General features: G+C 45.7%; 25 protein-coding genes and 1 riboswitch. Of the genes, 10 read left to right on the top strand and 15 right to left on the bottom strand.

Annotated features, from left to right (window positions below):
• Positions 1 to 359 precede the first annotated feature (359 nt).
• Positions 360 to 1700 (bottom strand): cytosine deaminase, encoded by a 1341-nt coding sequence (locus tag QUB33_RS15395; protein WP_333351467.1) that lies wholly within the window; start codon positions 1698 to 1700, stop codon positions 360 to 362.
• Positions 1701 to 2018: 318 nt separating this feature from the next.
• On the opposite strand from QUB33_RS15395, the gene QUB33_RS15400 reads away from it, so the two are divergent.
• Positions 2019 to 2927, top strand: coding sequence for a class I SAM-dependent methyltransferase (locus QUB33_RS15400; protein WP_333351468.1), 909 nt, complete (start codon positions 2019 to 2021; stop codon positions 2925 to 2927).
• Between the two features lie 256 nt (positions 2928 to 3183).
• Positions 3184 to 4092 carry a class I SAM-dependent methyltransferase gene (locus QUB33_RS15405; protein WP_333351469.1) on the top strand — a complete coding sequence of 303 codons (909 nt, stop codon included), beginning with the start codon at positions 3184 to 3186 and terminating at the stop codon, positions 4090 to 4092.
• Here QUB33_RS15405 and QUB33_RS15410 read toward each other — a convergent pair.
• Entirely contained in the window at positions 4084 to 4224 is a 141-nt protein-coding gene (locus QUB33_RS15410; RefSeq protein WP_333351470.1) for a hypothetical protein, read from the bottom strand. The genes QUB33_RS15405 and QUB33_RS15410 overlap by 9 nt on opposite strands.
• Positions 4225 to 4453: 229 nt before the next feature.
• Between QUB33_RS15410 and QUB33_RS15415 the strand changes: the two genes are divergently transcribed.
• From QUB33_RS15415 to QUB33_RS15425, 3 genes are all read left to right on the top strand, one after another.
• Positions 4454 to 5701, top strand: a complete 1248-nt coding sequence (locus tag QUB33_RS15415; protein WP_333218217.1) for a GTP cyclohydrolase II — start codon at positions 4454 to 4456, stop codon at positions 5699 to 5701.
• An 89-nt stretch (positions 5702 to 5790) separates the two neighbouring features.
• On the top strand, positions 5791 to 6873 hold the full coding sequence (locus QUB33_RS15420; protein WP_333351471.1) for an adenylate/guanylate cyclase domain-containing protein: 1083 nt from the start codon (positions 5791 to 5793) through the stop codon (positions 6871 to 6873).
• Positions 6870 to 8117, top strand: a complete 1248-nt coding sequence (locus tag QUB33_RS15425) for a URC4/urg3 family protein (protein ID WP_333351472.1) — start codon at positions 6870 to 6872, stop codon at positions 8115 to 8117. Before QUB33_RS15420 ends, QUB33_RS15425 begins: the two co-directional genes overlap by 4 nt.
• 140 nt (positions 8118 to 8257) lie before the next feature.
• Here the strand turns inward: QUB33_RS15425 and QUB33_RS15430 are convergent, their stop codons facing one another.
• Positions 8258 to 8830: a DUF4360 domain-containing protein gene (locus tag QUB33_RS15430; protein WP_333351473.1), complete on the bottom strand. Its 573-nt coding sequence runs from the start codon at positions 8828 to 8830 to the stop codon at positions 8258 to 8260.
• Between the two features lie 603 nt (positions 8831 to 9433).
• Between QUB33_RS15430 and upp the strand changes: the two genes are divergently transcribed.
• Together upp and QUB33_RS15440 are read left to right on the top strand one after the other, a co-directional pair.
• Complete coding sequence (gene upp, locus QUB33_RS15435) at positions 9434 to 10069, top strand: uracil phosphoribosyltransferase (protein WP_333214988.1); 636 nt, start codon at positions 9434 to 9436, stop codon at positions 10067 to 10069.
• 321 nt (positions 10070 to 10390) lie between these two features.
• Positions 10391 to 10537: a hypothetical protein gene (locus QUB33_RS15440; RefSeq protein WP_333147073.1), complete on the top strand. Its 147-nt coding sequence runs from the start codon at positions 10391 to 10393 to the stop codon at positions 10535 to 10537.
• A gap of 475 nt (positions 10538 to 11012) precedes the next feature.
• On the opposite strand, the gene QUB33_RS15445 is transcribed toward QUB33_RS15440, so the two are convergent.
• Positions 11013 to 12935 carry a hypothetical protein gene (locus tag QUB33_RS15445; protein ID WP_333147075.1) on the bottom strand — a complete coding sequence of 641 codons (1923 nt, stop codon included), beginning with the start codon at positions 12933 to 12935 and terminating at the stop codon, positions 11013 to 11015.
• Positions 12936 to 12969: 34 nt separating this feature from the next.
• Positions 12970 to 14313 (bottom strand): glycosyltransferase family 4 protein, encoded by a 1344-nt coding sequence (locus QUB33_RS15450; protein ID WP_333351474.1) that lies wholly within the window; start codon positions 14311 to 14313, stop codon positions 12970 to 12972.
• A gap of 76 nt (positions 14314 to 14389) precedes the next feature.
• On the opposite strand from QUB33_RS15450, the gene QUB33_RS15455 reads away from it, so the two are divergent.
• Together QUB33_RS15455 and QUB33_RS15460 are read left to right on the top strand one after the other, a co-directional pair.
• Positions 14390 to 14860, top strand: a complete 471-nt coding sequence (locus QUB33_RS15455) for a tetratricopeptide repeat protein (RefSeq protein WP_333351475.1) — start codon at positions 14390 to 14392, stop codon at positions 14858 to 14860.
• A gap of 180 nt (positions 14861 to 15040) precedes the next feature.
• Entirely contained in the window at positions 15041 to 15997 is a 957-nt protein-coding gene (locus tag QUB33_RS15460; protein WP_333351500.1) for a glycosyltransferase, read from the top strand.
• Between the two features lie 232 nt (positions 15998 to 16229).
• Here the strand turns inward: QUB33_RS15460 and QUB33_RS15465 are convergent, their stop codons facing one another.
• From QUB33_RS15465 to QUB33_RS15480, 4 genes are read right to left on the bottom strand one after another with little or no spacing between them, the layout of a single operon-like run.
• Positions 16230 to 16736: a DinB family protein gene (locus tag QUB33_RS15465; RefSeq protein WP_190656062.1), complete on the bottom strand. Its 507-nt coding sequence runs from the start codon at positions 16734 to 16736 to the stop codon at positions 16230 to 16232.
• Between the two features lie 53 nt (positions 16737 to 16789).
• On the bottom strand, positions 16790 to 17071 hold the full coding sequence (locus tag QUB33_RS15470; protein WP_190733824.1) for an antibiotic biosynthesis monooxygenase: 282 nt from the start codon (positions 17069 to 17071) through the stop codon (positions 16790 to 16792).
• Positions 17072 to 17115: 44 nt separating this feature from the next.
• Positions 17116 to 17460: a type II toxin-antitoxin system PemK/MazF family toxin gene (locus QUB33_RS15475; RefSeq protein ID WP_333351476.1), complete on the bottom strand. Its 345-nt coding sequence runs from the start codon at positions 17458 to 17460 to the stop codon at positions 17116 to 17118.
• Positions 17453 to 17644 carry a hypothetical protein gene (locus QUB33_RS15480; RefSeq protein ID WP_333041173.1) on the bottom strand — a complete coding sequence of 64 codons (192 nt, stop codon included), beginning with the start codon at positions 17642 to 17644 and terminating at the stop codon, positions 17453 to 17455. Before QUB33_RS15480 ends, QUB33_RS15475 begins: the two co-directional genes overlap by 8 nt.
• Before the next feature lie 174 nt (positions 17645 to 17818).
• Between QUB33_RS15480 and QUB33_RS15485 the strand changes: the two genes are divergently transcribed.
• A complete protein-coding gene (locus tag QUB33_RS15485; RefSeq protein WP_445299526.1) occupies positions 17819 to 18520 on the top strand; it encodes a diacylglycerol/polyprenol kinase family protein in 702 nt (233 codons plus the stop codon).
• Positions 18521 to 18677: 157 nt separating this feature from the next.
• Here the strand turns inward: QUB33_RS15485 and QUB33_RS15490 are convergent, their stop codons facing one another.
• The 6 genes from QUB33_RS15490 to QUB33_RS15515 form a co-directional block, all read right to left on the bottom strand.
• Complete coding sequence (locus QUB33_RS15490; protein WP_333351477.1) at positions 18678 to 19526, bottom strand: ABC transporter ATP-binding protein; 849 nt, start codon at positions 19524 to 19526, stop codon at positions 18678 to 18680.
• A 210-nt stretch (positions 19527 to 19736) separates the two neighbouring features.
• Entirely contained in the window at positions 19737 to 20603 is an 867-nt protein-coding gene (locus QUB33_RS15495) for a methyltransferase domain-containing protein (RefSeq protein ID WP_333351478.1), read from the bottom strand.
• Between the two features lie 19 nt (positions 20604 to 20622).
• Entirely contained in the window at positions 20623 to 21063 is a 441-nt protein-coding gene (locus QUB33_RS15500) for a hypothetical protein (protein WP_333351479.1), read from the bottom strand.
• Positions 21064 to 21219: 156 nt separating this feature from the next.
• Positions 21220 to 21364, bottom strand: a riboswitch (cobalamin riboswitch).
• A 38-nt stretch (positions 21365 to 21402) separates the two neighbouring features.
• Positions 21403 to 21981: a Uma2 family endonuclease gene (locus tag QUB33_RS15505; RefSeq protein ID WP_333351480.1), complete on the bottom strand. Its 579-nt coding sequence runs from the start codon at positions 21979 to 21981 to the stop codon at positions 21403 to 21405.
• A gap of 208 nt (positions 21982 to 22189) precedes the next feature.
• A complete protein-coding gene (locus tag QUB33_RS15510; RefSeq protein ID WP_333351481.1) occupies positions 22190 to 23602 on the bottom strand; it encodes an ABC transporter substrate-binding protein in 1413 nt (470 codons plus the stop codon).
• Positions 23603 to 23898: 296 nt separating this feature from the next.
• Complete coding sequence (locus tag QUB33_RS15515) at positions 23899 to 24933, bottom strand: DUF2207 domain-containing protein (protein WP_333351482.1); 1035 nt, start codon at positions 24931 to 24933, stop codon at positions 23899 to 23901.
• Positions 24934 to 25327: the final 394 nt, after the last annotated feature.

Genomic DNA, 25327 nt, shown 5'->3' on the forward strand with positions numbered 1-25327 from the left:
TAAAACATCCTTACTCAAATTAACTTTTATATTTATATCAAATTAGTGGCAAATTGACAAGATAGCAATGCGAAATGCTTGGTGAAAGATGTTTTTTTTAACGAACCGCGAAGACTCGAAGTACGCGGAGGAAGAAAAGAGAAGGGACGTTTGTTGATAATTTATACTGCCTGTTTAACTGGTTCCCAGGCAAAGCCTAGGAACCTAGATTTAGAGGCTCTGCCTCGCATTACGGTCAAGAAAATTGGAGCAGTGCCTCCGGATATACGTTACCAGGCAGAGCCTAGTAACGAGTAGAAATAAAATTTATCTTTTGTGGCACAGACCGGAGAGCCTGTTCTTGAGATTGATCCAGGATGTCAGATTTTAATTGCTAATAAATCATCGAGTTCGCGGTAATCGGGCAAAGTTGTATCAATTTTAATCCCCTGCCGCAAAACTGTGCGATCGCCCTGCGGTCTAGATAACAATTCGCTGAAATTCCGCGCCTTAAACAAAATCAAATCAGCAGGTAAACCCACTGCAATTTGTCCTAAATTCGGCAATCCCATTAAATCGGCTGGAGTCTTTGTAACTGCACAGGGCCAGTCTCCATAAGGCCTATCTAAATGAGCGATGCGGACTGCCATATTAAAAACTTCCAAAACATCATGGTCGCCAAATCCGTAAAACGGATCGCGACAATTGTCGCTAGCAACTGCAACGGGAATTCCTGCTGCTTTGATTTCGTGGAACAGTGTCACTCCCCGCCAGCGCGGTGTATGCTGAGATTCTCGGTCTTGCAGGTAAAGGTTGCACATCGGCAAGCTGACAATGCCAATATTTGCTTCCTTGACTAATTCCAGAGTTTCTGTTACTAAATCTGACGGTTGTACGGCTAAACTACAGCAGTGTCCGCAGATTATTTGACTCCCAAATTCATTGCGGATGGCGGTTTTTGCGACTTCCCGCAATGTTACTGAATCTGGATCGTCGTTTTCGTCGGTGTGGAAGTCGAGGTTTAAATTTCGTTCTTTGGCTAAGGCAAAAACTCGATCGAGTTGTTTGTCTAAGTCGGGGTTGATATAGGCAACGCCCCCGAGAATGCCGCCAATTTCAGCAATGCGATCGGCTAATTTTTCGCCGGCGGGTGTCAGGTAATAGTCGAGGGAAACCAGGGAAACTGCTTGCAAGATCAGCCGATCGCCCCATTCGGCTTGCAGCGCTTCAAATACTCCCAAACTAACGGTTCCCTGTTCGCCCGCGCTGTCGATGTGAGTGCGGATGGCCTTGGTTCCGTGGGCGTAGCTGCACTTGAGGCCAAATTCCATTCGCCGGTAAACATCCTCTGCATTCCAGTTTTTTTGGGCATCAGCGCCTACCGCTTCGATCGCGCTGGCAAAAGTTCCATCGGGATTGGGCGATCGTTCCCAAATGTGGCCTTTGTCTAAATGCGTGTGCATATCCACAAAACAAGGCCAAACTAAGCCGCCCTGCAAATCTACAACTGGGATATCTCCAGAGGAGGATACAGGTTTTGTACCTGCTGGGATAATTTGGGCGATCGCCCCTGCTGCAATTTCCAAATCCACCAAACAAAAATTGTTCTCACTCCCTGCTGTCGCCACAGTAGAAGCTGACGGGGCGATCGATTTCATCTCTAGAAGAGACGCGGGCACGCGAGCATTTTTGAGCAAATAATTAGATGTACTTGGCAACATTAATTTTGTGAGTTAGTATTTTCCTAAGAATTTAGCGCTACCGCAAAAACGCTACCGAAAATCATTGTCGGTTGAGCGTCGTTTGTATTGTCGGTAACAAATGCTACCTTCTCAGTCTAACCATTTAGACATAAAATTGTACAGCGCCGATCGATCGGGGGTCGAGCGCCAACAAATCGAGCATCTACAAATAGTGATTTGCAAATAAACCTAGTTTTCGATCTGTTTACAGTGGTGCACTCTACCAGCCCAGCTAATGGTAATGAATTGTGGTCGTTCCACTGCCATTAGCAACTGTACAAATCGTGAAACTGAACCATGCAAAAATTTACAAATTGCCCAGTTTGCAGCTCCCAAAAAATTAGCTTCCTGTACACAGCGGGGACAGCCCGCCAGCCAAAAGAGGCTCCTAAATGGTCAGTTTACGGATGCGAAGATTGTGGCTTAGTATTCGTAAATCCCCGCCCGACATGGGATGAACTGAGCGATTATTACCCTGAGGGCTGGCAGTGCTACAACACATACGTACCAGACGAAGAAGATGTAGTAAAACAAGCCAAAAAACTTAATCAATACCGACACATTCCTATCCCTGTAGGCAAGCGGCTGTTAGACGTGGGATGCGGCGGAGGTTCCATTCTCCAAGTCTTCAAAAAACTCGGAGTTGAGGTAGCGGGAGTTGAACCTAGCTCCTCAGCAGCAGCAGCGGCCCGCGAATGCGGTGTCGATGTTTTCACCGGCACTGTAGAAGAATACGTTGCAGAAAAAGGTACTGACGAAAAGTTTGATGTCATCCTCTGTTCCCACGTTTTGGGAGCAACGCCTTTGCCTGCAGAAACACTCGATTGCATGAGGCAATTGCTGGCTCCAAACGGTTACATTTGGGTGGCTGTACCGAACGCGGACAGCCCATACGCGCGGCAACTAGGCTGGCGCTGGCACAGCACCGATTATCCTTACAATCTGATCGGTTACACTCCAAAAACATTAGCTCTAGCCGGCGAAAAGGCAGGTTTGGCACTTCAGCGCAATTACACTTACTCTTTGCCCGAAGCCCTTCGTCAGTCTATCTGTTTGTGGCAGCGCTATCGGTGGTTTGTACCGCACAAAGTTAGCCGCTTGTTCCTTTCGGACGAACGTGTTGAGCGCATGGCAAAGGAATTGGACTCGCGCGGCGAAGGCGAGGCAATTTTAATGGAATTCTGTCACCCTCAAAGCCTGGATTAAGGGGTTTTGAGCAACAATGTTCGATTCGAGAATATTCGATTTGAGATGAGATCAAACTTCAAAACTCCTGTTTTCTCGATCTCAGTGCGTAATTTTTATCAGGACGGAAATCTTGACCACCAGGTTTTTGAGCAGAAAATTTGGTGACTTTTCACGCAATTTTTCGGAGAGACCGGGTTTCTGAGCCTAAGTCCTGCTTGTATGTGTCAGTCTGCATCTACTTCATGAGAGTGCCCAACAACTAGAAAGAGTTACCATGCAAGAACTGACAAATTGCCCTGTTTGCAATTCACAAAATATCCGTTTCCGCAACAAAGCTGGCACTTCCGATGCCCCTAAAGAACCACTGAAATGGTCGCTTTTTGGCTGTGACGATTGCGGGCTAGGATTTCTCAACCCCCAACCTACATGGGAGGAATTGATTCCATATTATCCCCCAGATTATCTGTGCTACAAGACTCGCGTTGAGGATGAGGAACAAGTAGTTGAAGAAGCAAAGCGACGGGGCGAGTACCGGCACATTCCTATCCCTGTCGGCAAGCGGTTGTTGGACGTGGGATGCGGTGGCGGTTCTTTTCTTCAAGTCTTCAAAAAGCTGGGAGTTGAAGTTAAAGGCGTCGATCCTGGGGTATCGGCTACGGCGGCCGCCCGGGATTGCGGGCTCGATGTTTTTACAGGCACTTTGGAAGAATATATCGCACAAAAGGGTACGGGCGAAAAGTTTGATGTTATCACCTGTTCCCACGTTTTGATGGCAACACCTTCGCCTGCACAAACACTCGACTGCATGAGGCAGTTGCTGGCACCAAACGGTTATATTTGGGTGGCTGTACCGAATGCTGATTGCGAATCAGCGCGCCTGCTGGGCTGGCGATGGCACAGCGCTTATTTCCCTCGCAACATCATACAATTCACTCCCAAAAGTCTGAGTAAAGCTGGAGAAGTTGCTGGTTTGGAAATTCGGCGACAGTCCACTTATTCTTTCCCAGAAGCCCTGGGTTTTTCGATTCGTTTGCGGTTGCGCCATCGCTGGTTTATACCGCACAAAATTTCCAGCCGCTTGCTGTCAGAAAACTATCTCAAGCGGGCAGCGCAGGAATTGGACTCGCGCGGCGAAGGCGAGGCAATTTTAATGGAATTCTGTCACCCACAAAGCCTAGATTAAGGCGTTGCAAGCAAAAATATTCGGTTTGAGATTTGAGATTTGAGATTTGAGATTGACTGCACCTCGGCTGCTGAGAATCTCAAATCTTTTTTTTTCGCATCTGTTAAAACTCCAACCTTGGCGTTTGACCATTGTGCTGCCTTTGGTGTTGGCTATACTGGAAAAGATTAAACTTTGGACTTATATCAAATCCGAGTAAAACCTCCTGTTATCCTGAAACCCAAGCCGAGAAAGGGTTGTGTGTGGGTAGCGCGATTGTTTCAACCAGGGAGGTGTGTACTGTCGGTATGATGAATCACTGTTTCAGATGGCGATTCGGCTTACAACCAACAGCAGCATCTATAGCTAGAGAAAAAAAACTGTGTCAAAACCCAAGCATATAGTTTTAACATCCCACCCCGACAGATCCGGCACCAAACCTCATCCAATTTACTGGGGAGAAATCGATCCCCTGAAACGGGGGCCTGTGATTGGTAGCCTCACCAAATCGTCTCACCGGAATGCGATCGGCACTCATTCGGGTTCCTACTCTGTTTATCGCGCGCTAGCAGTGGCTTCCGGCGCACTCCAAGCAGATCACCGGCCCGATTTTACCAACACCTCTCCGGCCGCACACATCGGGCCGCACCCGAGTTGGGGCGATCGCAATTTAATTGTTTCTCTCGATCCCTTTGGAGGCTTGGTCAGCGAAGTTTATACTTCATTTCTCCAGCAGGGATACGATATTCGACCGACAATTGCGGTCACTAAAGCTCACATTAATATGCCGGAATTGCAAGATGCTATAGCTAAAGGGCGGGTGCAAATTGATGGCAAAATCGTCAAAGCAGGTGGCAATTTAGCAGTAACTAAAATTGCGATCGACCCGGTTTGGTATTTGCCGGGAATTGCTCGGCGGATTGGGGCTCAAGAAAGCGTTCTCCGCCGTGTCCTGTTCGAGCAAACAGGCGGAATGTTCTCGGATTTAGTGACGCGGCCGGACTTACACGTTTTCTTGCCACCAATTGGCGGAACTACGGTTTATATTATTGGCGATGTCGCGAATATTTCTGACCCGGATAAGCAGTTGGCGGTACGTGTACATGATGAATGCAACGGTTCAGATGTCTTCAGTTCCGATATCTGCACTTGTCGCCCTTATTTGGTACACGGGATGGAAATTTGCATCCAAACGGCACAATCAGGCGGTTCTGGGGTAATAGTTTACTTCCGCAAGGAAGGGAGAGCTTTGGGGGAAGTGACTAAGTTTTTGGTGTACAATGCCAGAAAACGGCAGGAAGGCGGCGATCGCGCTGATGCCTATTTTACGCGCACGGAATGTGTTGCGGGAGTTCAAGATATGCGGTTTCAAGAACTAATGCCAGACGTGCTGCACTGGTTGGGTATCTCTCGAATTGACAGTTTAGTTTCTATGAGCGATATGAAATACAATGCGATTATCAATTCTGGCATTCAGGTGGTCGATCGCATCCCCATTCCTGAAGATTGGATTCCCGCAGACGCACAAGTCGAAATTGTCGCCAAAAAAGCCGCCGGCTACTACACGCCTGACCCGGTGCCAGATGCTACAATTCTTGCAGAAGCGATCGGACGCGATTTAGGAGATTAAGAGGGCAAAGACGCGACCGATGGGACGCGAACAATCGCGTCTTTGCTAAACAAAATTTATTGCTGGTTTTTGATCAGTCAGGGTAGGTTATGGCTAATTTGCGTTCTAGTGTGATCGTAAAAACAGATATTTGCGGATATACCGCCAGAGTCAAAAAATTATCTCAGTCGGACTTGAGTAGTTTGTTAAACGAGCATAAAAATTTTGTTTCAGATATTAGCGCCAGAAATGAAGGCAGCGTGATTAAAGGGGAAGGTGATTCATTTTGGATAATTTTTCCCAGCGTCACAGCAGCGGCGGTAGCAGCCATAGAAATGCAGCAAGAATTGAGAGCGCAGCAATCTAGCAAGGCGAACGACGAACGGTTGGCTATTCGCGTGTCGATTACATTAGGAGATGTCTTGCATCAAGATAAAGATATCTTTGGCGATACTGTGAATTTAACAGCGCGCATAGAATCAGTAACTCCGCCGGATGAAATATATTTGTCCCAAGCAGCATGGTTGGCGCTCAACAAAGCAGAAGTGCAAACATCTTTTGTCAATGAGTTTTCTTTGAAAGGGATGAGCGAACCTGAAAAAGTCTACAAAGTTGACCAAAGTTATAAAACGCGAATCATCAAGAATCAAGCAATAATTAAAGCCGACTTGAGAGGTTTTATTGCTTATCAAGAATCTAATTCTATCAAAGATGTGGAATATTTGCTCACCAACTTTGATACTTTTGAAAAAACAATTTGCGAAGAATACGGCGGTACAATTCGCAGTATTGTTGGGGATTCGCATTTGTTGACTTTCCCAGAAGCTCATTCAGCCTTAGCGGCAATGGAAAGTTTGTGCGAGAATTGGAAATTTTTTATTCACGCCAATAAAATACCTTGTGGCTTGTCGGTGGGAGTTGCTAAGGGAAATTTATATATATTTAGGTCTTGCACTTACGGAAAAGATATTAACATAGCCGATCGCTTGGAAGATTTAAGTAAAATAGTATCTCCGGGGACAGAAAGAAATTCGGTGATAGTTTCCGATCAAGTAAAACGCGAAGTCAGCGGATCGAAGTGGGAATATAAGCTGATCAAACTAGATAAAAATGTGATTTTAGATAATCTTTTAGATTACAGTCAGTTTGACTTTTTTCAAGAAAACGATGTTTACCGTTGTTTGGTGGTATGAAGTTGAGAAATATTGAACTTGAGACTGTAGAATATCTGAGAACACCGGTTGCTATTCGCCAAAAGTGCGATCGGCTTTTTGATTTAGCCCGCCAGGACAAACTCCGCTACTTCCGCGTCGATTTATCCCAACTCGACAAAGCAGCAAATTATGTAATTGACACAACGCGCCAACAATATCCCGATTTTAACATTCCCTTTCACAGTCGCTGGCGACATTTTGAAGCTGGCAACTTGTCGCGACTCGCCGAATTGAATGCAGCTTTAGCAGAATTTGCACTCATAGAGCAAGCTAAGATCAAATTTGATTTAGCAATTATCAGCGTTTTGCTCGATGCCGGTGCTGGTGCAGATTGGCAGTATTGTGAACCAGAAACCGGACAGGTTTACCGCCGTTCTGAAGGGTTAGCAATAGCCAGCTTGCGGATGTTTTGTCAAGGTGTTTTTTCCAGCAATCCCGATTTTCCTTGGGAAGCTGATTCTCAGGGACTTTCTCAATTAAAACTAGAAACCTTAGCTGCTGGATTTCAGGTAAGTCGAGAGAATCCGCTAGTTGGTTTAACAGGCAGATTAGAATTATTGCAGGGTTTGGGAAATGCGATTTGCCAGCATCCATTATTATTTGGTAGCGAAAACCCGCGTCCCGGCAATTTGGCAAAATACTTGCTCGACAGTCGGGTTTCTGAAACCAAAACTGTGAAGGCTGGTGATGTGTTGAGCGCTGTTTTGACAGGTTTTGGGGAAATTTGGCCGGGAAGATATGCAATTGGTGGCGTTAATTTAGGGGATGTTTGGCGGCATCGGGCATTACAAGGAGAAAATTTGGGAGATGAATTCGTGCCGTTTCACAAACTCTCGCAGTGGTTGACTTATTCGCTGTTGGAACCGCTGCAAGAACTTGGTTTAGAAGTCGCCGGATTGGATGAGTTAACGGGATTGCCGGAGTACCGCAACGGCGGTTTGTGTTTGGATATTGGGCTGCTGCGGGCAAAAGATTCGGCTATTTTTGAGCAGAGTTACTTGCCGGATTCGGAAGTTATAGTAGAATGGCGATCGCTCACTGTGAATCTTTTAGATAAAATTGCCGCAGCTATTCGAGAAAAGCTGCATTTGAGTGCGGAACAATTGCCGCTGGTGAAGATTTTGCAAGGAGGAACTTGGGCGGCGGGGCGGAAGATTGCCGCCGAATTGAGGGCTGGTGGAGTGCCGCCAATTCAGATTGAAAGTGACGGGACTGTGTTTTAGAGGGAAGAAGGAAGAGAGAAGAGGGAAGAAGCAAGAGGGAAGAAGCAAGAAGGAAGAGGGAAAATTATCCCCTCTTCCAACTTAAAATTCCCAATTCAAACCTGAAAACAATACCTCACACTACACTCCTAACAAGCTGCTTAGCGGCAAGTGCGATATTTGACGTGATAAACTAAACCGCGATGAGCCAAATCGAAGGAGTCAACGGTGGCCATGCCGGCACCGCGGGCTGTCATCGCAGCATTTACTCGCATATTTACACTGTCGCCGCAGCGAGACCAAACATTAGCTAAAGTACCTAACTTATCTCGAACATTGTAGTTAGTTTCGCCGCTGAGATTCCGATTAAAAACTGGGCCGCGCGCTCCAGCGAAAAAGTATTCTGCTCGCAGGTTGCCTGTGGTTCTAGGAGCCACGTAGCCGCGATAATCAGCATCGTAGATAGAAATTTGGTAGCCTTGGGGTACTTTGATGGGAATGCTCAGATTGCAGCTTTTCCGGCTTTCTGTTGAGACATTTCCTTGGGCTGCAAATTTATCAAATAGGATGGTCAGTTCTTGACCGTCGGGGCTGACGCTGACGCTGGCAGAGCGATCGGGGCAACCGCTACCGCCGTAGCTTGCACCTAAAATTTGAACGGCAGGATTAGCCAAGGCGGGGCCGATAGAAGCAGTCATTAATGCCGTAGCTAGCAATAGTTTTACAAACTTCATGGATGTTCTCCTTAATAAGTTCAGTTGTGTGTTAGGAGCACCCTAAAAAAATGGAACTGAATTTAGGTAATGTGTTTTAAACTTGGATATTGCCGCCTTCATGTTGCAAGATGAAAAGCCAGTCAAGCCAAGCTTATAACCTCATGGGCAGTTCCTATTCAGGTTTTTTCGATTAGTGAATTAATCGAAAAAATAGGTTGTATGTTGATACTTCTTAAGATTCATATCGGTTGGTAAAAGTTCCGGAAGGTTTCGGTGCAAAACTCCGGATCTGTGTTATTGGGCTTGGATGGAGCGCGAGACAGCAAAACCAGTGGGGAGGCTTTTGGGCCCGGATCTGCGTTATTAGGAAGAGTGCGGGAAGAAGAGGAAACGAGAGAATGACATATTTGTGTATTTTCAAACCTCGCATACTTAGTGTCGCGCTGGGCGGATGAAAGGCAATTGTCGGAGGGAATTTTATTCGCGGGATATTGGTGTTTTCAATAGGGGTTTGATATAAGTAGTCCCGGACGCAGGGGCGGCAGAAACCGGTTTTTTTTTGCGTCAAGAATGCCTCGATGGCTGATAAGTTAGAATAAAGCCAATTAATTATTCAAAAAAATGAGTGCTAAAGTTACTGTCATCGACCATCCTTTGATACAGCACAAGTTAACTCTAATGCGGCAAACTCAAACGAGCACGGCGAAATTTCGCCAATTGCTGAAAGAGATTGGAATGCTGCTCGCCTATGAAGTGACGCGAGATTTGCCGCTAAAATACGAACTAATAGAAACGCCGATCGCCAAAATGAATGCACCGGTGCTGGCTGCAGAAAAGAAAATTGTTATTATTTCGATTATGCGCGCGGGTCAGGGACTGTTAGATAGTATTTTAGAGCTGATTCCGTCTGCGAGGGTAGGACATATTGGTTTGTACCGCGATCCGACAACTCGCATGGTGATCGAATATTATTTCAAAGTTCCCCAGGATATTGAACAGCGAGATGTTTTAATTGTCGATCCGATGCTGGCTACTGGTAATTCAGCAGTGGCGGCAGTGGATAGGCTGAAAGAAGTTAATCCGAAGTCTATTAAATTTTTGTGTTTGCTGGCGGCACCGGAGGGAGTGGGGCACTTTCACGAACAACATCCTGACGTGCAGATTTATACGGCGGCAGTTGACGAGTGTTTGGACGAGCATGGCTATATTGTACCCGGACTGGGAGATGCGGGCGATCGACTTTACGGCACTATGTGAATTCAATAAAATTGTTTTCTGCTGTATATGTCAATACATTCATTTAAAAAAAAGTTTACTAACATAACTATTGGTTTGATAGTGCCATACAATGTAAATTGTAAGATTTTAATGTCAGGAAAAGCCTATATATAGCAAGGGTTGTAGGATTTTTTTTACATTAAATTCCTAAATCGCATTATCTCAATGTATTTACTGCATCTTATGGGGAAAATCTCTGCCTTTAGTGTAATTAATTGCCAACGGTTAGTTCATAAAATAGATGTATGATCCTAACCGTTTGCGATCGACTACTAACAATTCTTGGACGAGGAAAAAAGAATGGAGACTACAGCACAGAAAGAAGCCCCAACTCACTCTGTTGAGGAAGTGAAAATTCAGAATATCAACAGTTTGGAGTTTGAGCTTTGGGCTAAGGCCGTGAAACGGCAGATGATTGCAGCACTCTCTAAAAAGGGCGCGATTTGACATCTCTGGGTTTTTTGTGCGCCAGTGGTGTTAATTAGATTAACAAAATTTTTGTGTGCATTCTTGTCCGAGAGCGATAAGTGGGGAGGGGAAGAGTTTTGAGATTGCGCTGCTTTCGGAGTTACCGGAGGCGCAAAAGAAAGAATTTTCCTTTTTCCTAGTTTTGGACGTACAGATGGAAGGAAGCCGGGTTTTTTTACGAAAATACTTCTGTTGCAATCGGCAGAAATGGTAAAAAAACCCGGTTTCTTTGTGTCATATCGATTCCGGTTGCACTCCTCATGATGGTTGACTGTTGACTGTTAACTGTTGACTGTGAGTCAAAAAACTGAAAATTGCGTTGATATTTGTTGGCAGCTTCATTCGACTTTACGCCCGACGATGAAGCGCGGATTTGATCTCATTCCGGCGCAGCCGGATTTGATATCAAGAGTGCCTCCGGGACTGTTCTATCTGCCGAATGCTTTCTGCCAGATTACGATCGCTTGTCAACCGCCGCCAGCAAACGCAGACTTCCATCTTGAACCTGCACTGCTTTCACCGTTCCCACAGCAACTCTTTGTTGACCGTTAGCCATCGCTACCTCAATCTTAATCTTGGGGTCAGCCTGCAATCCCAGCCGCCCCCACAGCCACTTGACTTGAGTAGCAGGAAAAGAGCGCACTTCTACATCAGAAAAAGGCGAATTAACCCAACGGCTACCGTCGTAAAAACTCGCTACCTGCACCTGATACCAAACTTGTTCTCCCGCCAATTTTAACTCATTGTTCGGTTCTGGTTCCAGCCACTCAGCGGGATTGACACTGTTAATTAAAGTAGCAGAACCCATAATTTGACTTTTGTGGTCTTCTAGATTTTCAGCCTGAGAAACTGCTTCCTCAAGTTTGTTGACCAAATTCCGAATTCGACTTCTGGTTTCGCTGTCAGTATCTGATTGCTGGTCGAGCCAATTCATCGCCTCGCGAGTTCCGTCTTGAGAAGCTACAATCAGGGCGCCCCAAGCCTTGACATCGGCGTCAGCGGCATTCACTCTCAAGGCGGCGTCTATGCGGTTCCAGATCCGCCCGCCGTCATTTTTGAGGGTTGTGGCTATTTCGTGACTGTTACTCGGATCGGCTTCAAATACTTGCAAAGCTTCAGTCCAGCGGCCGTCGATCAATTCTGCGAGAACTTGTTGACCGGGACTGGCCCAAGATGCGATCGCCTGAGCCCGAGTAATTTTAGCGTGAAATTCGATCGTTTCTAGCTGAGCTTGCGCGACTGCTGGCCAATTTTTGCCAGCTTTCCCCTTCGCCACACGCATAACATTTAATGCTGGAGACCACAGCCCGCTTTTCGCGAGTCGCAGCCCATTTTTGTAAGTCTCGTCATTGAAAGCAATTTCTTCTAAAGAAATCGCCGTTAACTGAACGGGGTTCGGCAAAAATTTGCGCGGGCCAATTTGATAAAGGGTAAATTGTGGCTCTAAACCAACTGTTTGGTCGATCGCCAACTGGGGGTTTTCGCCCTTAACAATTTGCTGCCAATTCGGCGGTTGTCCGGCCGCACTCGCCCACTCCAACAGCGGCATTAAATGATTTTGGCTGGGGTTGTAGCGAACGACTTGTCCGTAGGGAATTTTCCTGTCGCCCCGCATTAGTTTACCGCTAACATTAAACCAAATGCCTGATGCGGGGGGCTTTCCGTCAAAGCGGCGCAGTTCTGTTAGGGGTAACGACTGATTCGAGGCTTGATTGTCAGATGTAGAGTCAGCTAAAGAAGCAATGACAAAAGATTCCGCAGGGCCTTCTACATTCACAGAACTTGCTAACTGAAAATACTGCTCTTTATCGGAACTGCGATCGGGAAGTTGCACTCGCTTGTACACCCGAAGTTCGACAATTTGACGGCAAGGATTTTTGCAAACAGTAGAAGCCTTAACAGTTCTTTCTACCATCACCGGCAATAGCAAATCGGAAATAGAATTATCGCGGGATTGATCGACGGGAAGCGGCAGGGGTTCTCCGGTTACGAATCCCAATTTGCGGACGCTGGCTTTGATTTGATCGAGAGTTTGGATCGAATCTCTGCTACCTGTAGGCAGGCGCGACCATTCCGGCACAAACTGAGAGATCAACCTGTTGCCATTGGGATCGACAATTAGCTGATAACTCAGCCAAGCGCCGCCTCCCATCAAAGCTGTACAGCCACCCAAGATGCTGAGGGCTGTCAAATTAGCTATCAGTCTTTTCCAGGGATATCTGGCGCGAGTTCGGGGAGTAGGTATTGGAAGCTGGGACTCTTGAAGATTTTTGGGGCGTCGGGTTTGGCGCCGCCGTCTTGTCGGAGGAGGAGCAACTTGGCGAGTTTCTGGGGGTTTGGCTCGATTTTTTGAGGGGTTAATTTTGTGTTCCATCATGCCATTTTAGAATTTAGATTTTAGAATTTAGAGTTTAAAATTGCAATAGCCGATCGTACTGCCGACCTATGATATCCCAAGTGTATTGGCTTTCCACGAGCGATCGAGCCCTGACAGAGAGCTCCTGTCTTAGCTGCTGATTTTCAAACAAACTGGCGATCGTCTCAACATACTCCTGAACTTTGTTCGCCCGCAAGGCCCTTATCAGTTGTGGGCCGCCATCGACGGCTAAACCCTCCAAACCTCGATCGCTGGCAACGACGGGGGTTCCCGCAGCCATCGCCTCCAAAGTTTTATTTTTAATCCCAAAACCAATCCGCATCGGCACCACACAAACAGCAGCTTGATGCAAATATTCTGCCACCCTTTGCACCCGGCCTACTACTTGAATTCCGGGAAGTTTCCCCAAGGCGAGCACTTCCGGCACTGGCGAAGCCCCGACTAGGGTGAGGGTGACATCAGGATAGCGCTGCTGCAAATGCGGCAGTATTTGCAAACTGAGAAACCGCGCCGCGTCAATATTGGGCAAATTGTTCATTGCGCCTGCAAAAATTAAGGTGTGTCCTCCCGGATCGATCGACCGATACGGAAATTGAGTTAAATCTACGCCGTTAGGAATTACATCTACGGAAGGTACAAAAAAATCTTGTTTTCCTCGCACCTGAACCGGAGACAACAGTAATTCTAGGAGTTGCTCTCTGTCTGTGGATGTGGTCGCAACAATGCGGGAGAATTTGGAACAGTAGCGTTTTTCGTAGCGGGCAAGTAGCGGTAAATTTAGTCGATCGCGCAGGGGTTTTTCCGAGGTGCCGGTTGCTAACATTTCCCTGCAAGTTCCCCAAACGGAACTGTGAATGTTTGCCACTGTCAGCAGTTTTTGCCGCCATTCGGGACGCACGTAAATCTCGTTAACGCTGTGCTCGCAGGTGACAGCATCGCATTTGCCTGCTGTTACTAATTCGTCTGCCCAATTCTGCATTGCTTGGGAGTAGTTTGAGAGTACGTTGGGAGGTGTACCCGACTGCAAAAATCGACCAAATCTGTGGAATTTTCCTATTATTTTAGAGAACTCCCCCTCAGTTCCCCCCTTATTAAGGGGGGGAGGCAAAAAATCGCCATCGGGTTCTGGATCGAGTCTTAGCCCCCCCTTGGCAAGGGGGGGTTGGGGGGGTGCTTGCGGGTTGGGAAAAACTGCTAATTCTGTGACTTGCTGGCGCAATGTGTCGATTTGTGCATCGGTGACATCGGGCGATCGTACAGTGCCGAGAATTACCTCATGCCGCTGGCTCAAGTATTGTAATAAATTAAACGTCCTCACCTGAGTTCCTCCGCGGCTTGGCGGATAGGGAAAAGTCGAGGAAAGCATCAAAATCTTCATGGGATGTGGAATAAATAAAGTTGCCGCTTGCGCGATAAAATTGATTGATTAAATCTTTTTAACAATCTTCGCACCTATGGACGAATTATCTGTTAAGGCGCTGCTCGAAGACTTGAAAAAGTCCGACGAAAGCGTGCGCGATCGGGCAACTACTGAACTCTGGCGCACTTGGTTTAACCAGAAGGGTGACTATGGGATGCAAATTCTCAGGCGATCGCAAGTTTCGCTGGATGCAGGCGATGTTCACCACGCTTTGGATTTGCTGACGAAACTGATTGCGGAAGCGCCGGATTTTGCTGAAGCTTGGAACCGGCGCGCCGTACTTCACTATACCCAAGGAAATTATAAAAAGTCGATCGACGACTGCCAAATCGTCCTCAAACTGAACCCGGTGCATTTTGGGGCGTTGCACGGTCTAGGTTTGTGCTACGCTGCCTTGGGAGAATACATAAATGCTATTCAAGCTTTTCGTCGCGCTTTGGAAATTCAACCGTTTGCTTTGGTGAATCAAAAGTTAATTCTCGAATGTACGGCTCGTTTGAGTTAAAATCAACTGTGGAGTGAAGGAAGAAGGAAGAAGGAAGTTCGGCAACGGATTATGTAACGGATGTAACGGATGTAACGGATGTCAGTCCGATGGAAGTCGGAAGAAGGAAGAAGGAAGAAAATCAATGGTTTCAGAATTTTTTCGTAATCTCCAATCTCAAATCTCAAATTGTCTAAGTTAGTGCCGAAAATTAGCGTTTGCATTCCTACTTACAATCGAGTGCATCTGCTGGCTTGTGCGATCGCCAGCGTGCTAGATCAAACTTATACAGATTTTGAATTAATTATCTGTGATGACGGTTCCACTGACAACACTCCACTGTTAATGTCGGAATTTGTCGATCGCGGGATTCGCTACATTCGCCACCCGCAGAAGATCGGCAAGAGTAATAATATGCGATCGGGCTTTGCGGCGGCAAGGGGCGAATATTTTATCAAGTTTGACGATGACGATCGCCTGAGCGCGCAATTTTTAGAGCGGACATCTGCTATTTTAGATAAAGACCCCAGCATCGATTTTGTCAGTACAGATCACTGGGTGATCGACATTAACAATTATATTGATGAAAACCAGACGAAACTGAATTCGCAGCGGTGGGGCCGCACCGAGTTGTCGGCTGGAATTATTGAAGATTTGCTCTCCGCAGTTTTTCTCAGACAAAGTTTGCAAATAGGGGCGACTTTGTTTCGGCGCCGCGCCCTGGAAGAAGTCGGATTTCTGCGGCCGAATTTGCAAAATTGCGAAGATAACGATTTGTTTGTGAGACTTGCGATTGCGGGCAAAAAATGCTATTACTTGCCGGAGCTGTTGATGGAGTATCGAGTTCATGCAGGACAGCAAGGAGTCGATCGGGCAATTCCGTATTTAAGCGATAAATTGCGCTATTTGATCGGCTACGAATTTGAGTCGGAGAAGTTGGAAACAGTCAGGCTCAAAAGGATTGCAGAAACTCAATTAGCGCTAGGTTTGCGACTGATTGAGGTGGGCGAAACTGAAAAAGGGCGCCTGATGGTGCGGGCTGGAAAGTCTATTTCTGAGGCGAAAATGTGGGCGGGTTTGGGATTGTCGCTGCTGCCCGTCGAGTGGCGGAGGAGGGCTTTTGCTGCGGTGCGGGAGTTGGTAAAAGGGGAGTTGTGAAGGCGTAGGATTTCTACAGAATACGCGGCGGTTGAAACCGCGTCTATACACACAAAACTCACAAGGCAAGAGTTGAAAAGTCGGGGGTTAAAATCACGTTTATACAGACAAAACCCACCGCAACAAGTTTAAATTCTTGATTTTCTTGAGTCCCCCTCTGCTGAAACGAGGGGCAAGTGTAGACGAGGTTTTAACCGCCGAGTTTTCTGGCGTGTAGCTATACAACCAGAAATTATCCGATTGATATAGCGGGTAGCCACGGAATATCTGTAACGCCTGGGTCGTAGCCAAGTTGTTTGAGTAGTGTGGTAATTTGCCCTCTATGGTGAGTTTGGTGATTGAACATATGTGTCACCAGAACCCAAGTCGGTAGCACGCGGCATTTACCATCTACATTGCTGGTGTACTCAAACGGTTGACTCAACCAGTCAGAATTAAGGTGTCTAGACCATTCTATAATTTGCCGATCCGTTGTCTCCCGTTCTGCTCTCAAAACCTCAAAGTCAGCATACAGTTCTTGACCGATAACGGTACCCGAAAATGGGTGAAGAGTGAAACGACCCATCCATGCTTTGTCCCCATACAGTAAGTGATTCAAAGTGCCATGAATCGACTTAAAAAAGGCACCCATATCCTGTTTGCGCTGTTCATCAGGAATTGCCGAGCAGACCGAATATAGATTTTGATTCATCCAGCAATTGTACTCAGCCATTAGCTGGTAGTAGCTACCGTCGTACATACTCAAAACACAATCACATAGTTTGAACAACTTACATTATACAAATAGGTCTTTCACAATACTCCTGACTCTAATTGGTCTAGATAAATAAACTCAGGAGCTTTAACTCCTGCTTCTTCTCTAATTTTAACCAGTCTAGGCGACTCAAAAAACGCCCTAGCATCTGCGATTGATGTCCACGCGGAGAAATGAACAATTTTGTTGGGTTCATTGTCATACTTCAAGACCTGATAGGAGCGCTCGCCAGCTTCTTTTCGGATGCTTTCAGCACGATCGAATACCTGTTTCCAAGCCTCATAATTTTCTACTTCATGAATAATTAAGACATACTGCATAGTAATCAGATTCTCTGAGCCTCTCAAAACTTCAAGGGTTCGGTTTACTCCTCTTTTTCCTCAGCATTTTCCTCTTTAAATCCCAACCATAAGAGTATTACCTCTTCTACTTCGAGCATTTTCTCGGATGTCAGACTTCCCAATTTGCGTAGAAGCTTTGCATGAGGGATTGTAATCATATTTTGTACGTCAAATACTCCTTCTCGGAGGAACTTATTTTTGACTTTCACCTCAAATCTTGAGCCGCGTAGACTTGTTGTATGTGGCACTAGAGTCGCTAATGCCCGGTCTTGATTTAGAGCAGGAATGCTCACGACCAAACATGGTCTGACTTTCGCAATATAACCTAGAACGACTAACCAGATTTCACCACGATCGGGGCTATTCATATAGGGATTCTTCCTCATCTAACTCTAGAAAAAGTCCCTCAGCATTCAGAACTAAATCCTCATCAGACAGGGGAGGAAAGTCTAAATAAACAGTCCGTTTCAAAATTTCCAATACCAAATCTAACCGCTCTGAGTCTGTTAATCGCTCAAAGGTATTCAAAAGTTCTTCTACTAAAATAGTCATAGCTTTTTCCCTAGACTTGCTTATAGCATAGCACAGGTTTTAAATAGACCCATCTAAAAAGACATAACACCCTGCTCCCCGCAGCACTTTAAGCCTGCGGGGTTATAACCTCGATCGCGCTTTCCACTAAAGTAGTAAACAGTGCCTGATGTAAATAAGTTTTTCCTACATATCGTGTCTATATTTTCTGAAATTCCGACTGTGTGGTTGCAAATTTCCCTCGTGGGAGTCTGGTTGGGTTTGATTTTACTGGTAGCTGAAGGGTTAAATCGCTTTACTTCTGTCGATCCTGAAGTATCGCGGAAGGTGGTGCATATCGGTACTGGAAATGTGATTTTGCTGGCGTGGTGGCTGGAAATACCCGGTTGGGTGGGGATTTCGGCGGGGGTTTTAGCAGGTGCGATCGCCCTAATTTCTTACCAAGTTCCGATTTTGCCGAGTCTTAACAGTATCAACCGCAAGAGTTTGGGGACTTTTTTCTATGCTGTTAGTATCAGCGTTCTCGTGGCTTGGTTTTGGCCGCTGCAACATCAGGAATACGCTGCTTTGGGCATTTTAGTCATGACTTGGGGCGACGGATTGGCTGCTGTCATCGGCCAGAAATACGGCAAACATATTTATCGAGTTTGGGGAATACAGAAGAGTTGGGAAGGTTCTGCAACTATGTATTTGGTGAGTTTTGCTGTTAGCAGTTGGATTTTGCTGGTGGTTCAAGGCAATATTTGGCAAACTTGGGCTGTGTCTGCTGTTGTAGCTTTGGCTGCTGCTACTTTGGAGTCGGTTTCCAAGCTGGGAATTGACAATCTGACCGTGCCGATCGGCAGTGCTGCGATCGCCTTTTTCCTAAATCAATTTTTGATAATTGGTAATGTGTAATCTGAACTTCCCCCCACGGGGCGTTGCTGGATACAGGTATGAATTCAAGATTTCGCAATTGCTATAAGCCCGCTTGAGGGTGAGTTTTGTAACTTCAAGCGAAAAGGTGATTCATACCGTGAATCAGTAACGCCAATTATCAATGGTCTAAGTCTCGTTAAAGCAGGCGACGTGCTTGTAAAATTTGTTGTTGCCATTGCTCGAAAGGGGGGATTTTTGAGCGATCGTCTGCTGGAAACATCGCCCTTATTTGCTCCATAAGCTCGATCGCCAGCGGTACGCCAAGCTGCAATTGTTCCAAGACATCCCGCTGAGCAAAAACGCTTTCCGGTGTTCCTTCTAAAATCAATTTTCCTCGATCCATTACAAACACCCAATCTGCCCAGCGGTAGATGAAATCGAGGTCGTGACTTGCTAAAAGGATAGTGGTTCCGGCGCTGTGAATTTGTTGGAGTAAACCGATTAGTTGTCGGGTGTGACGCGGATCGAGATAAGCGGTAGGTTCATCTAGCAGCAGCAGTTTGGGCTTGAGAACCATGATATCGGCGATGGAAACCCGCTTTTTCTGGCCCAAACTGAGATTGTGAATTGGTTCGCGGGCGAGTTCGCTTAGATCGAATTGCTCGATCGCTTGCTGCACCTGTTGAGCAATTTCGGATTCTCTTAAGCCTAAATTGTACAATCCATAGGAAATATCTTCTTCTACCGTCGAAGCTACTAATTGATGTTCGGGATTTTGAAAGACGAGTCCGATTTGTTGGCGCAGTTGCATCAAAGATTTGCGATCGTAGCGAAAGGGTTCACCTTGCCAGCTAATGATTCCCTGTTGCGGTTGATATAAGCCATTTGCTAACAGAAAAAATGTAGTTTTGCCACAGCCATTTTGACCGATCAGCCCGCACCGTTTCCCAGCGGGGACTTTTAGATTTAAACCCTGAATTGCAACTCGCGAACCGCAGGGATAGGAGTAGGAAGTGCCAGCGAATTCGAGAATCCATTCAGACATATTCGTTATTTTTTATTTTTTATAGCCTTGTTCCCAGGCAGAGCCTGGGAATAAATACCCGGAGGCTATGCCTCCAATTACCGATTACCGATTTCCATTGTATAGCAATCCTTGTAGCATTCGTAAACTTTTTACCCCACCCCAACCCTCCCCGAACCCGAGGGGAGGGAGTAAGAAATTTAAAAAGGATTTAGGATTGCTATATTTGTGTCAGCCTCGATCTGATTTTGACAACTGCCAAAGTTGCATTTCATAACAGAGATGTTGCTCAAAAAGTTGGCCCGCTTCCAATCCTTCAACCACCAACTTCTTGAACCAGCGGCGAAATATCCAGCGCAGAATTTTGTGGACGGGCGGAACTGTTATCGCAATTAAATCTGCAACATAGATCATCGTATTCAGTCCATACCTGCGGAAAGTATCGACATACAAATCGATAGTAGGCAAAATATGAGCGGAAATATCCTCACTTTTTACTAAAGTGAATCCAGCCTGCTTTAATGCTGCATGAAGTTCCGCAACAACATGACAATTAGAGAACATTCCCTCTTTATAATTAGCATCAGATCGCAGCATATCGGCCAGCAAAACGTAACCACCCTGATTGAGGATTTTGGCGGCACCGTTAGCAATATCCACAGCCGACATATACTGGCTACTTTCGCTAAAGAGAATAAGATCGTAGAAATGAGTTGCTTTGAAGTCTTCAAACCTCGTGAGGTGGAAGATTGCCCGATCGCCAGTACACTTAAGAAAGCGCTGCTGTTGAAACGGATCGGGTGCGAGCCCTTCCACTGCAAAACCTCGATCGAGCAAATAAGCCGCATTTCCGCCAATCCCACAGCCCACATCGAGTATCGTATGAGTGCCTTTGGGGATCGCATCCAACAGTTTTACAGTATAAGCTTGCTGAGCGAGGCGCAATCGTGCGATCGTTAGTTCGTCAGCGGGCACAGGTAGGGTTTCCCAATAGCCGTAGTGAAGGTAGGGCGAATCTGTCAGGCCCAAATAGTAATTAAGCGCTGCATTTTGGTAGCGAGTTACTTTGGAAATTTCGATGGATTTTGGCTGCGACATTCGGAAAATTTAGTAAGTTTTAGGATTTCGGGCAGAGTTGAAATTCTTCCCAGCGCTTGCATACTTGTTCATAGCACTCAACAGGAGAAATTGCCAAGTTTTGCAATAAATTGATATCAATCTGACCGTTGGCGATCGACAAAAATATAATTGCTTCCTTGGGTTCGTAGCTAGCAATGATAGAGAGCAAATTTGAAACAGTGTTTTCCTCTATTTCTAGTTGTTGCAAATAAACGGTTGCCTCCAAGTCGGAAATAAATTGCAGATCGTACTTTATAGTATCTACGCTCCAATTCACATAGCCGTTAATGGGAGTATTGATTTTGCAAGCAACCAACCCCCGTCCTCGATGCAAAAAGCCATTCCAAGCAGTATGTCCGATCGGCAAAATATTCTGGTGAATAAACAAGTTTTGCCAGTAGCCAAAACTACCCTGCCAAACACTATCTTCGATTCGCATTTCTTTTCCATTAAAATAATATACGCTTCCGAACCCAGATCGAATTACATCAGCGTTCATCTGTGTTTATCTGCTGATATCTGCGGTTAAAAAACCCCAATCCAATAATTTAAAAAATAATAAACTCACCATCATCCATACCTCGCAGATGAAAAACAACAGGTAAACAAATCGGCGGGCATCCTGACTCAGAGATCCAACGATCTCATTACAGTTGCGGGACAGCGCCGGATTCGCACCGAACTTTCCCCCTTACGTCTGATGTGTGTTTTTCATCAGAGCCGATCGATATACGGGGATATTACCACTATTTGGGATATTTGACAAAAAAGCGTCCGCCTATTCACCAAACTCAATATTTTCATACAAATCGGCCAGCGAAATTTCCACAGCAACAGATGTTAAACTCAGCCGATCGCCCATACAGCTATATTCCGAAAAAATCCACTTATTCGCTTCAGTTTTAGAATATTGTTCAACCCGTAGCCGATATTGGTCGATTAATAAATACTCCTGAAAACTAGGAATACTGCGATAGGCCGCAAACTTTTCATCGCGGTCATAAGCTTTAGTACCTTTAGACAGCACCTCAGCAATCAGCAGAGGATTGGTAATGGTATCCGTCCGTCCAGATTGCAGCTCGATCGGTTTCGCTACCACCATCACATCCGGGTAAGTATAATTATTAAGCTGGGGAATCCACAGCCGCTGATCCGAACTAAAAGTCCGATATGATTTCCCTTTTAACGCCAGTTTCAGCGCAACAACTAAATTAGTGGTAATTTCATTGTGATCCGGTGTGCCGCCAGCCATCAGAACAATCTCCCCATTGATAAATTCATGCCGCTCCTGAGAATTGATTTCCAATTCTAGATATTCCTCAGCCGTGTAGGTTTTGGTTTCAACTGGCGCGATCATATACAACGCTCTCCTTTAATCTACTCATTTTAGTTTATATTGAAAATTTGGCTAATTCAACAGAAAATTAGATTTTAATCATGCTAATAAACAGGCAAGATGCCTGTTCCACAAAGAGGAAATTTTCTGGTGGGGTGGGCAGAAGAACCCACCCCTGAAAGACTTATTGAGAATGTGCAAGATGTGAGTGCGATCGCACTTAACAAACTTACCGCAGCGGAACAAAGTTATAGCCAGTGCTTCCTCCTTGTTTAACTTGCACTAAAATCGGCTTACCAGCCCGATCGCCCGTGGGCAAAAACTTCACATCCTCGCTCGATCCTGCTGCCGAAAAACTCGCATTTCTGAGTGCTTGTTGCAATCCTTCCCGCGTATTGCTTTGCCGCAAGCCAGCGATCACAGCTTGAGTCGCATCAAAACTCATTGCTGTTCGCCAATTTACAATGCCTCCCCAACGCTGGCGGGCATTTTCTGGGAAACGGCTACCGGGATTAGTTTCAGGATGCCAGGGAACGGGCAAAACAAGCCCGTCAACGTCTTTTTGCCCATCTTTTAAAGTTTGAAAGGTATAGAGCGTAGTGCTGCCGTAGAGTGGCAATTTGCCTCGATTCATGCGAGCCAGAGAAATCGCACGGTCAATGCGATCGATGTGGGGTGCTACCATCAATCCTTGTGCACCTTTGCTGACAGCATCGGCCAGGGCATTTTCCGCATTAAAAGAAGGAAGTGAAAAGTCGCAAACAGTGGGAACTAATTTGCCACCAGCAGCAGTAAGAGAAGCAACAAATTCATCTTTAAAGGATATGTTATCCGGTGCTTGGGAGTCATAACAAACCGCAATATTAGTTTGGCGTTCTGTTTTAACTACATATTCTGCTAAGGGAGCTGCCATTACGCTAATATTGGGGACTGTCCGAAATATGTAGCTGCCAAATCCTGAGAGATTATTGGCAAAGCTCGTCGGTGTCACCATTACCAGTTTTTCTTGCTGATATATGGGAGCAGCTTCGAGAGACGCATTGCTAGCGTTGTGTCCAATTACTGCTAGTATATTCCGATCTTCTGTCAATGTCTTTGCAACTTCTCTGACCACTTCTGGACTGTTGTCATCGTTGACAATTTCTACTTGCAGTTTGGCGCCGTTGATGCCACCGCTAGTATTGATTTCATCCTGAGCTTGAGCGACACCTCGAAGGATTTCTTGGGCGACATTGGGGTTGCTACCAATGGGTACGCTGACAGCAATTTTCAAGTAAGAACCATTGCTGGCTCGGGCATTATTCAAATAGATAATGGTTTCCGGGTCGTTGCGATTTTGTTGCAGCGATTTCTCAAAAGATTCGGCGGCCGCTTGGTAATTTCCCTCAGCAAAAGCTTGAACTCCTGCTTGTTTTGCTGCTGTTGTTTGGGAGGCTACCAATATTTGATTTCCCAAACTGATGCGATTGCCGATCGCTCCGGGTGCGCTCGTTGTCGATGTAGATGTAGATGTAGGTGTATTTGAAGTTTTGGCTTTCAATAAACCGGGAAGGAACTTGTATGCGCCCAACCCAATTAAGCCGATGACAATAATAAAAACAATGGGCGGCGGGCTGTTTCTTTTGTTAGTATCTTGATACATGATTTTTTCTCGGTATTTTGATACTGTAATTATTCATTCAACTACTGTTCACGTCAATTCATATAATTCATTAATTAAGTTCATAAAAGTCATATTTGTAATAGCTGTGGCAGGAAGTGCGATCGCCCTTATTCAAATCCGGCCCGCTAAACTAACGAGAATACGGGAATTATCAACAATATTCCTGGAGGCGCGGGTGCTCAGAAACCGGGTTTTTTGCGAAAATACTTCTTTACAGCCCACAGATTCGGTAAAAACCCGGTTATAAAGGTTGTGATGCGTAACTCCCGTTGATATTAACCACCGCCACCGCCACCGCCGCCACCGCCGCCACCACCGCCGCCACCGCCACCGCCGCCACCGCCACCACCGCCACTGTTATTGCTAATGACTGGAATTACTTCTTCGTACTCGCGATGGTAAGAGCAGCTTCCGCAGTGATGGGTAACTTGCTGCTTTCCTGAACGGCTAGTAGTTGCAGGAATCAAAATTTTATAAGTTCGTTTGAGATTTAACTTTGTACACTCAGGGCAGCGTCGATTTGCAATGGATGTGATAATTCCTAAAGCTGGAAAAAGTCCGAACAACATTAGAAAAAAAAGGGTTGCGGGGTCTATGAAAAAGCCTTTTTTTCCAGCAGAAGTTTGAGATGGGTTTCCAGTTTGTTGCCAACCAGGTTGAGGTATATTCAGAATTTGCTGGGGAAATGCAATGTGCACTTCTAATTCTTGTTGGGGTTGAATAGGCTGAGTTGCCACAAACTCAAATGTTTTAGGATCTACTTGACGCGGAACTGCGGCTGTACCAAAATTCGTAAACGAGAGAACTTTCCCTGACAAAGCTTCTGGTAATTGCACCGTAACTTTTCCCGTCTTAATCGGAGCTTTGCGACCCGCTGCAATGGCTTTCCAATAAACTAGAGTATTCTCACCATCTACCTGCAATCCGCCTACCACGCGATATTTGATGACAAAAGTATGTGATTCTGGCGCTTTTAATTGATGTTGCCAACGAATCCAAAGTTCATTGTTTTCAATCCCCGTGCTACTCGGAATTATTTGATTGTTTTCTTGAACGGTGACATCTTTTATTTCATCTACCTTACCTAAAGGAATATAGCGATATCGTTCAGTGTTGTAGTCGGCTGTGAACACATATTTTTGATTTTCCGTAACTAACATATCTCCGTTGGTCTGAACGTCGATTGTGACGTTGATGTTATCCCAGTAAAACGGTAGTTCTTGGGCCCGTGCCTGAGTGACTGTGACCAGAAAGACGGTCAAGGAGGTCATTAAAAAACAAAGTATTTTTTTGAACTTGCCTTTGTTCATAATATAATTCCTACTAGAAATCTCTTGATTACAATCATTCACTAGATTTCTTGTAAGGTCAATTCATAAAAGTCATTACTTTAGTTCATAAAAGTCATTACTTTAGTTCATAAAAGTCATTACTTTAGTTCATAAAAGTCATTATTTTAGTCGGGCAGGGGTTGAAACCCGTACCCCTAAATAGTAACGGAGGACGGGCAGTGCCATTTGCCTACCCCAAAATAATCGATCGCTCCCCTCAAATATAACCATCACCCGATTAATTGTCGAAGGACACGGCAGTGCCGTTTCCCTACCTCAAAATCATCGCTCATCCCAGCGAAATATGTAACCATCGCCCGATTAATTGTATGGACACGGCAGTGCCGTGTCCTAACTGTGGGTTATATCAATA

The organism is Microcoleus sp. B3-A4, assembly GCF_036705385.1.
Taxonomy (GTDB): Bacteria; Cyanobacteriota; Cyanobacteriia; order Cyanobacteriales; family Microcoleaceae; genus Microcoleus.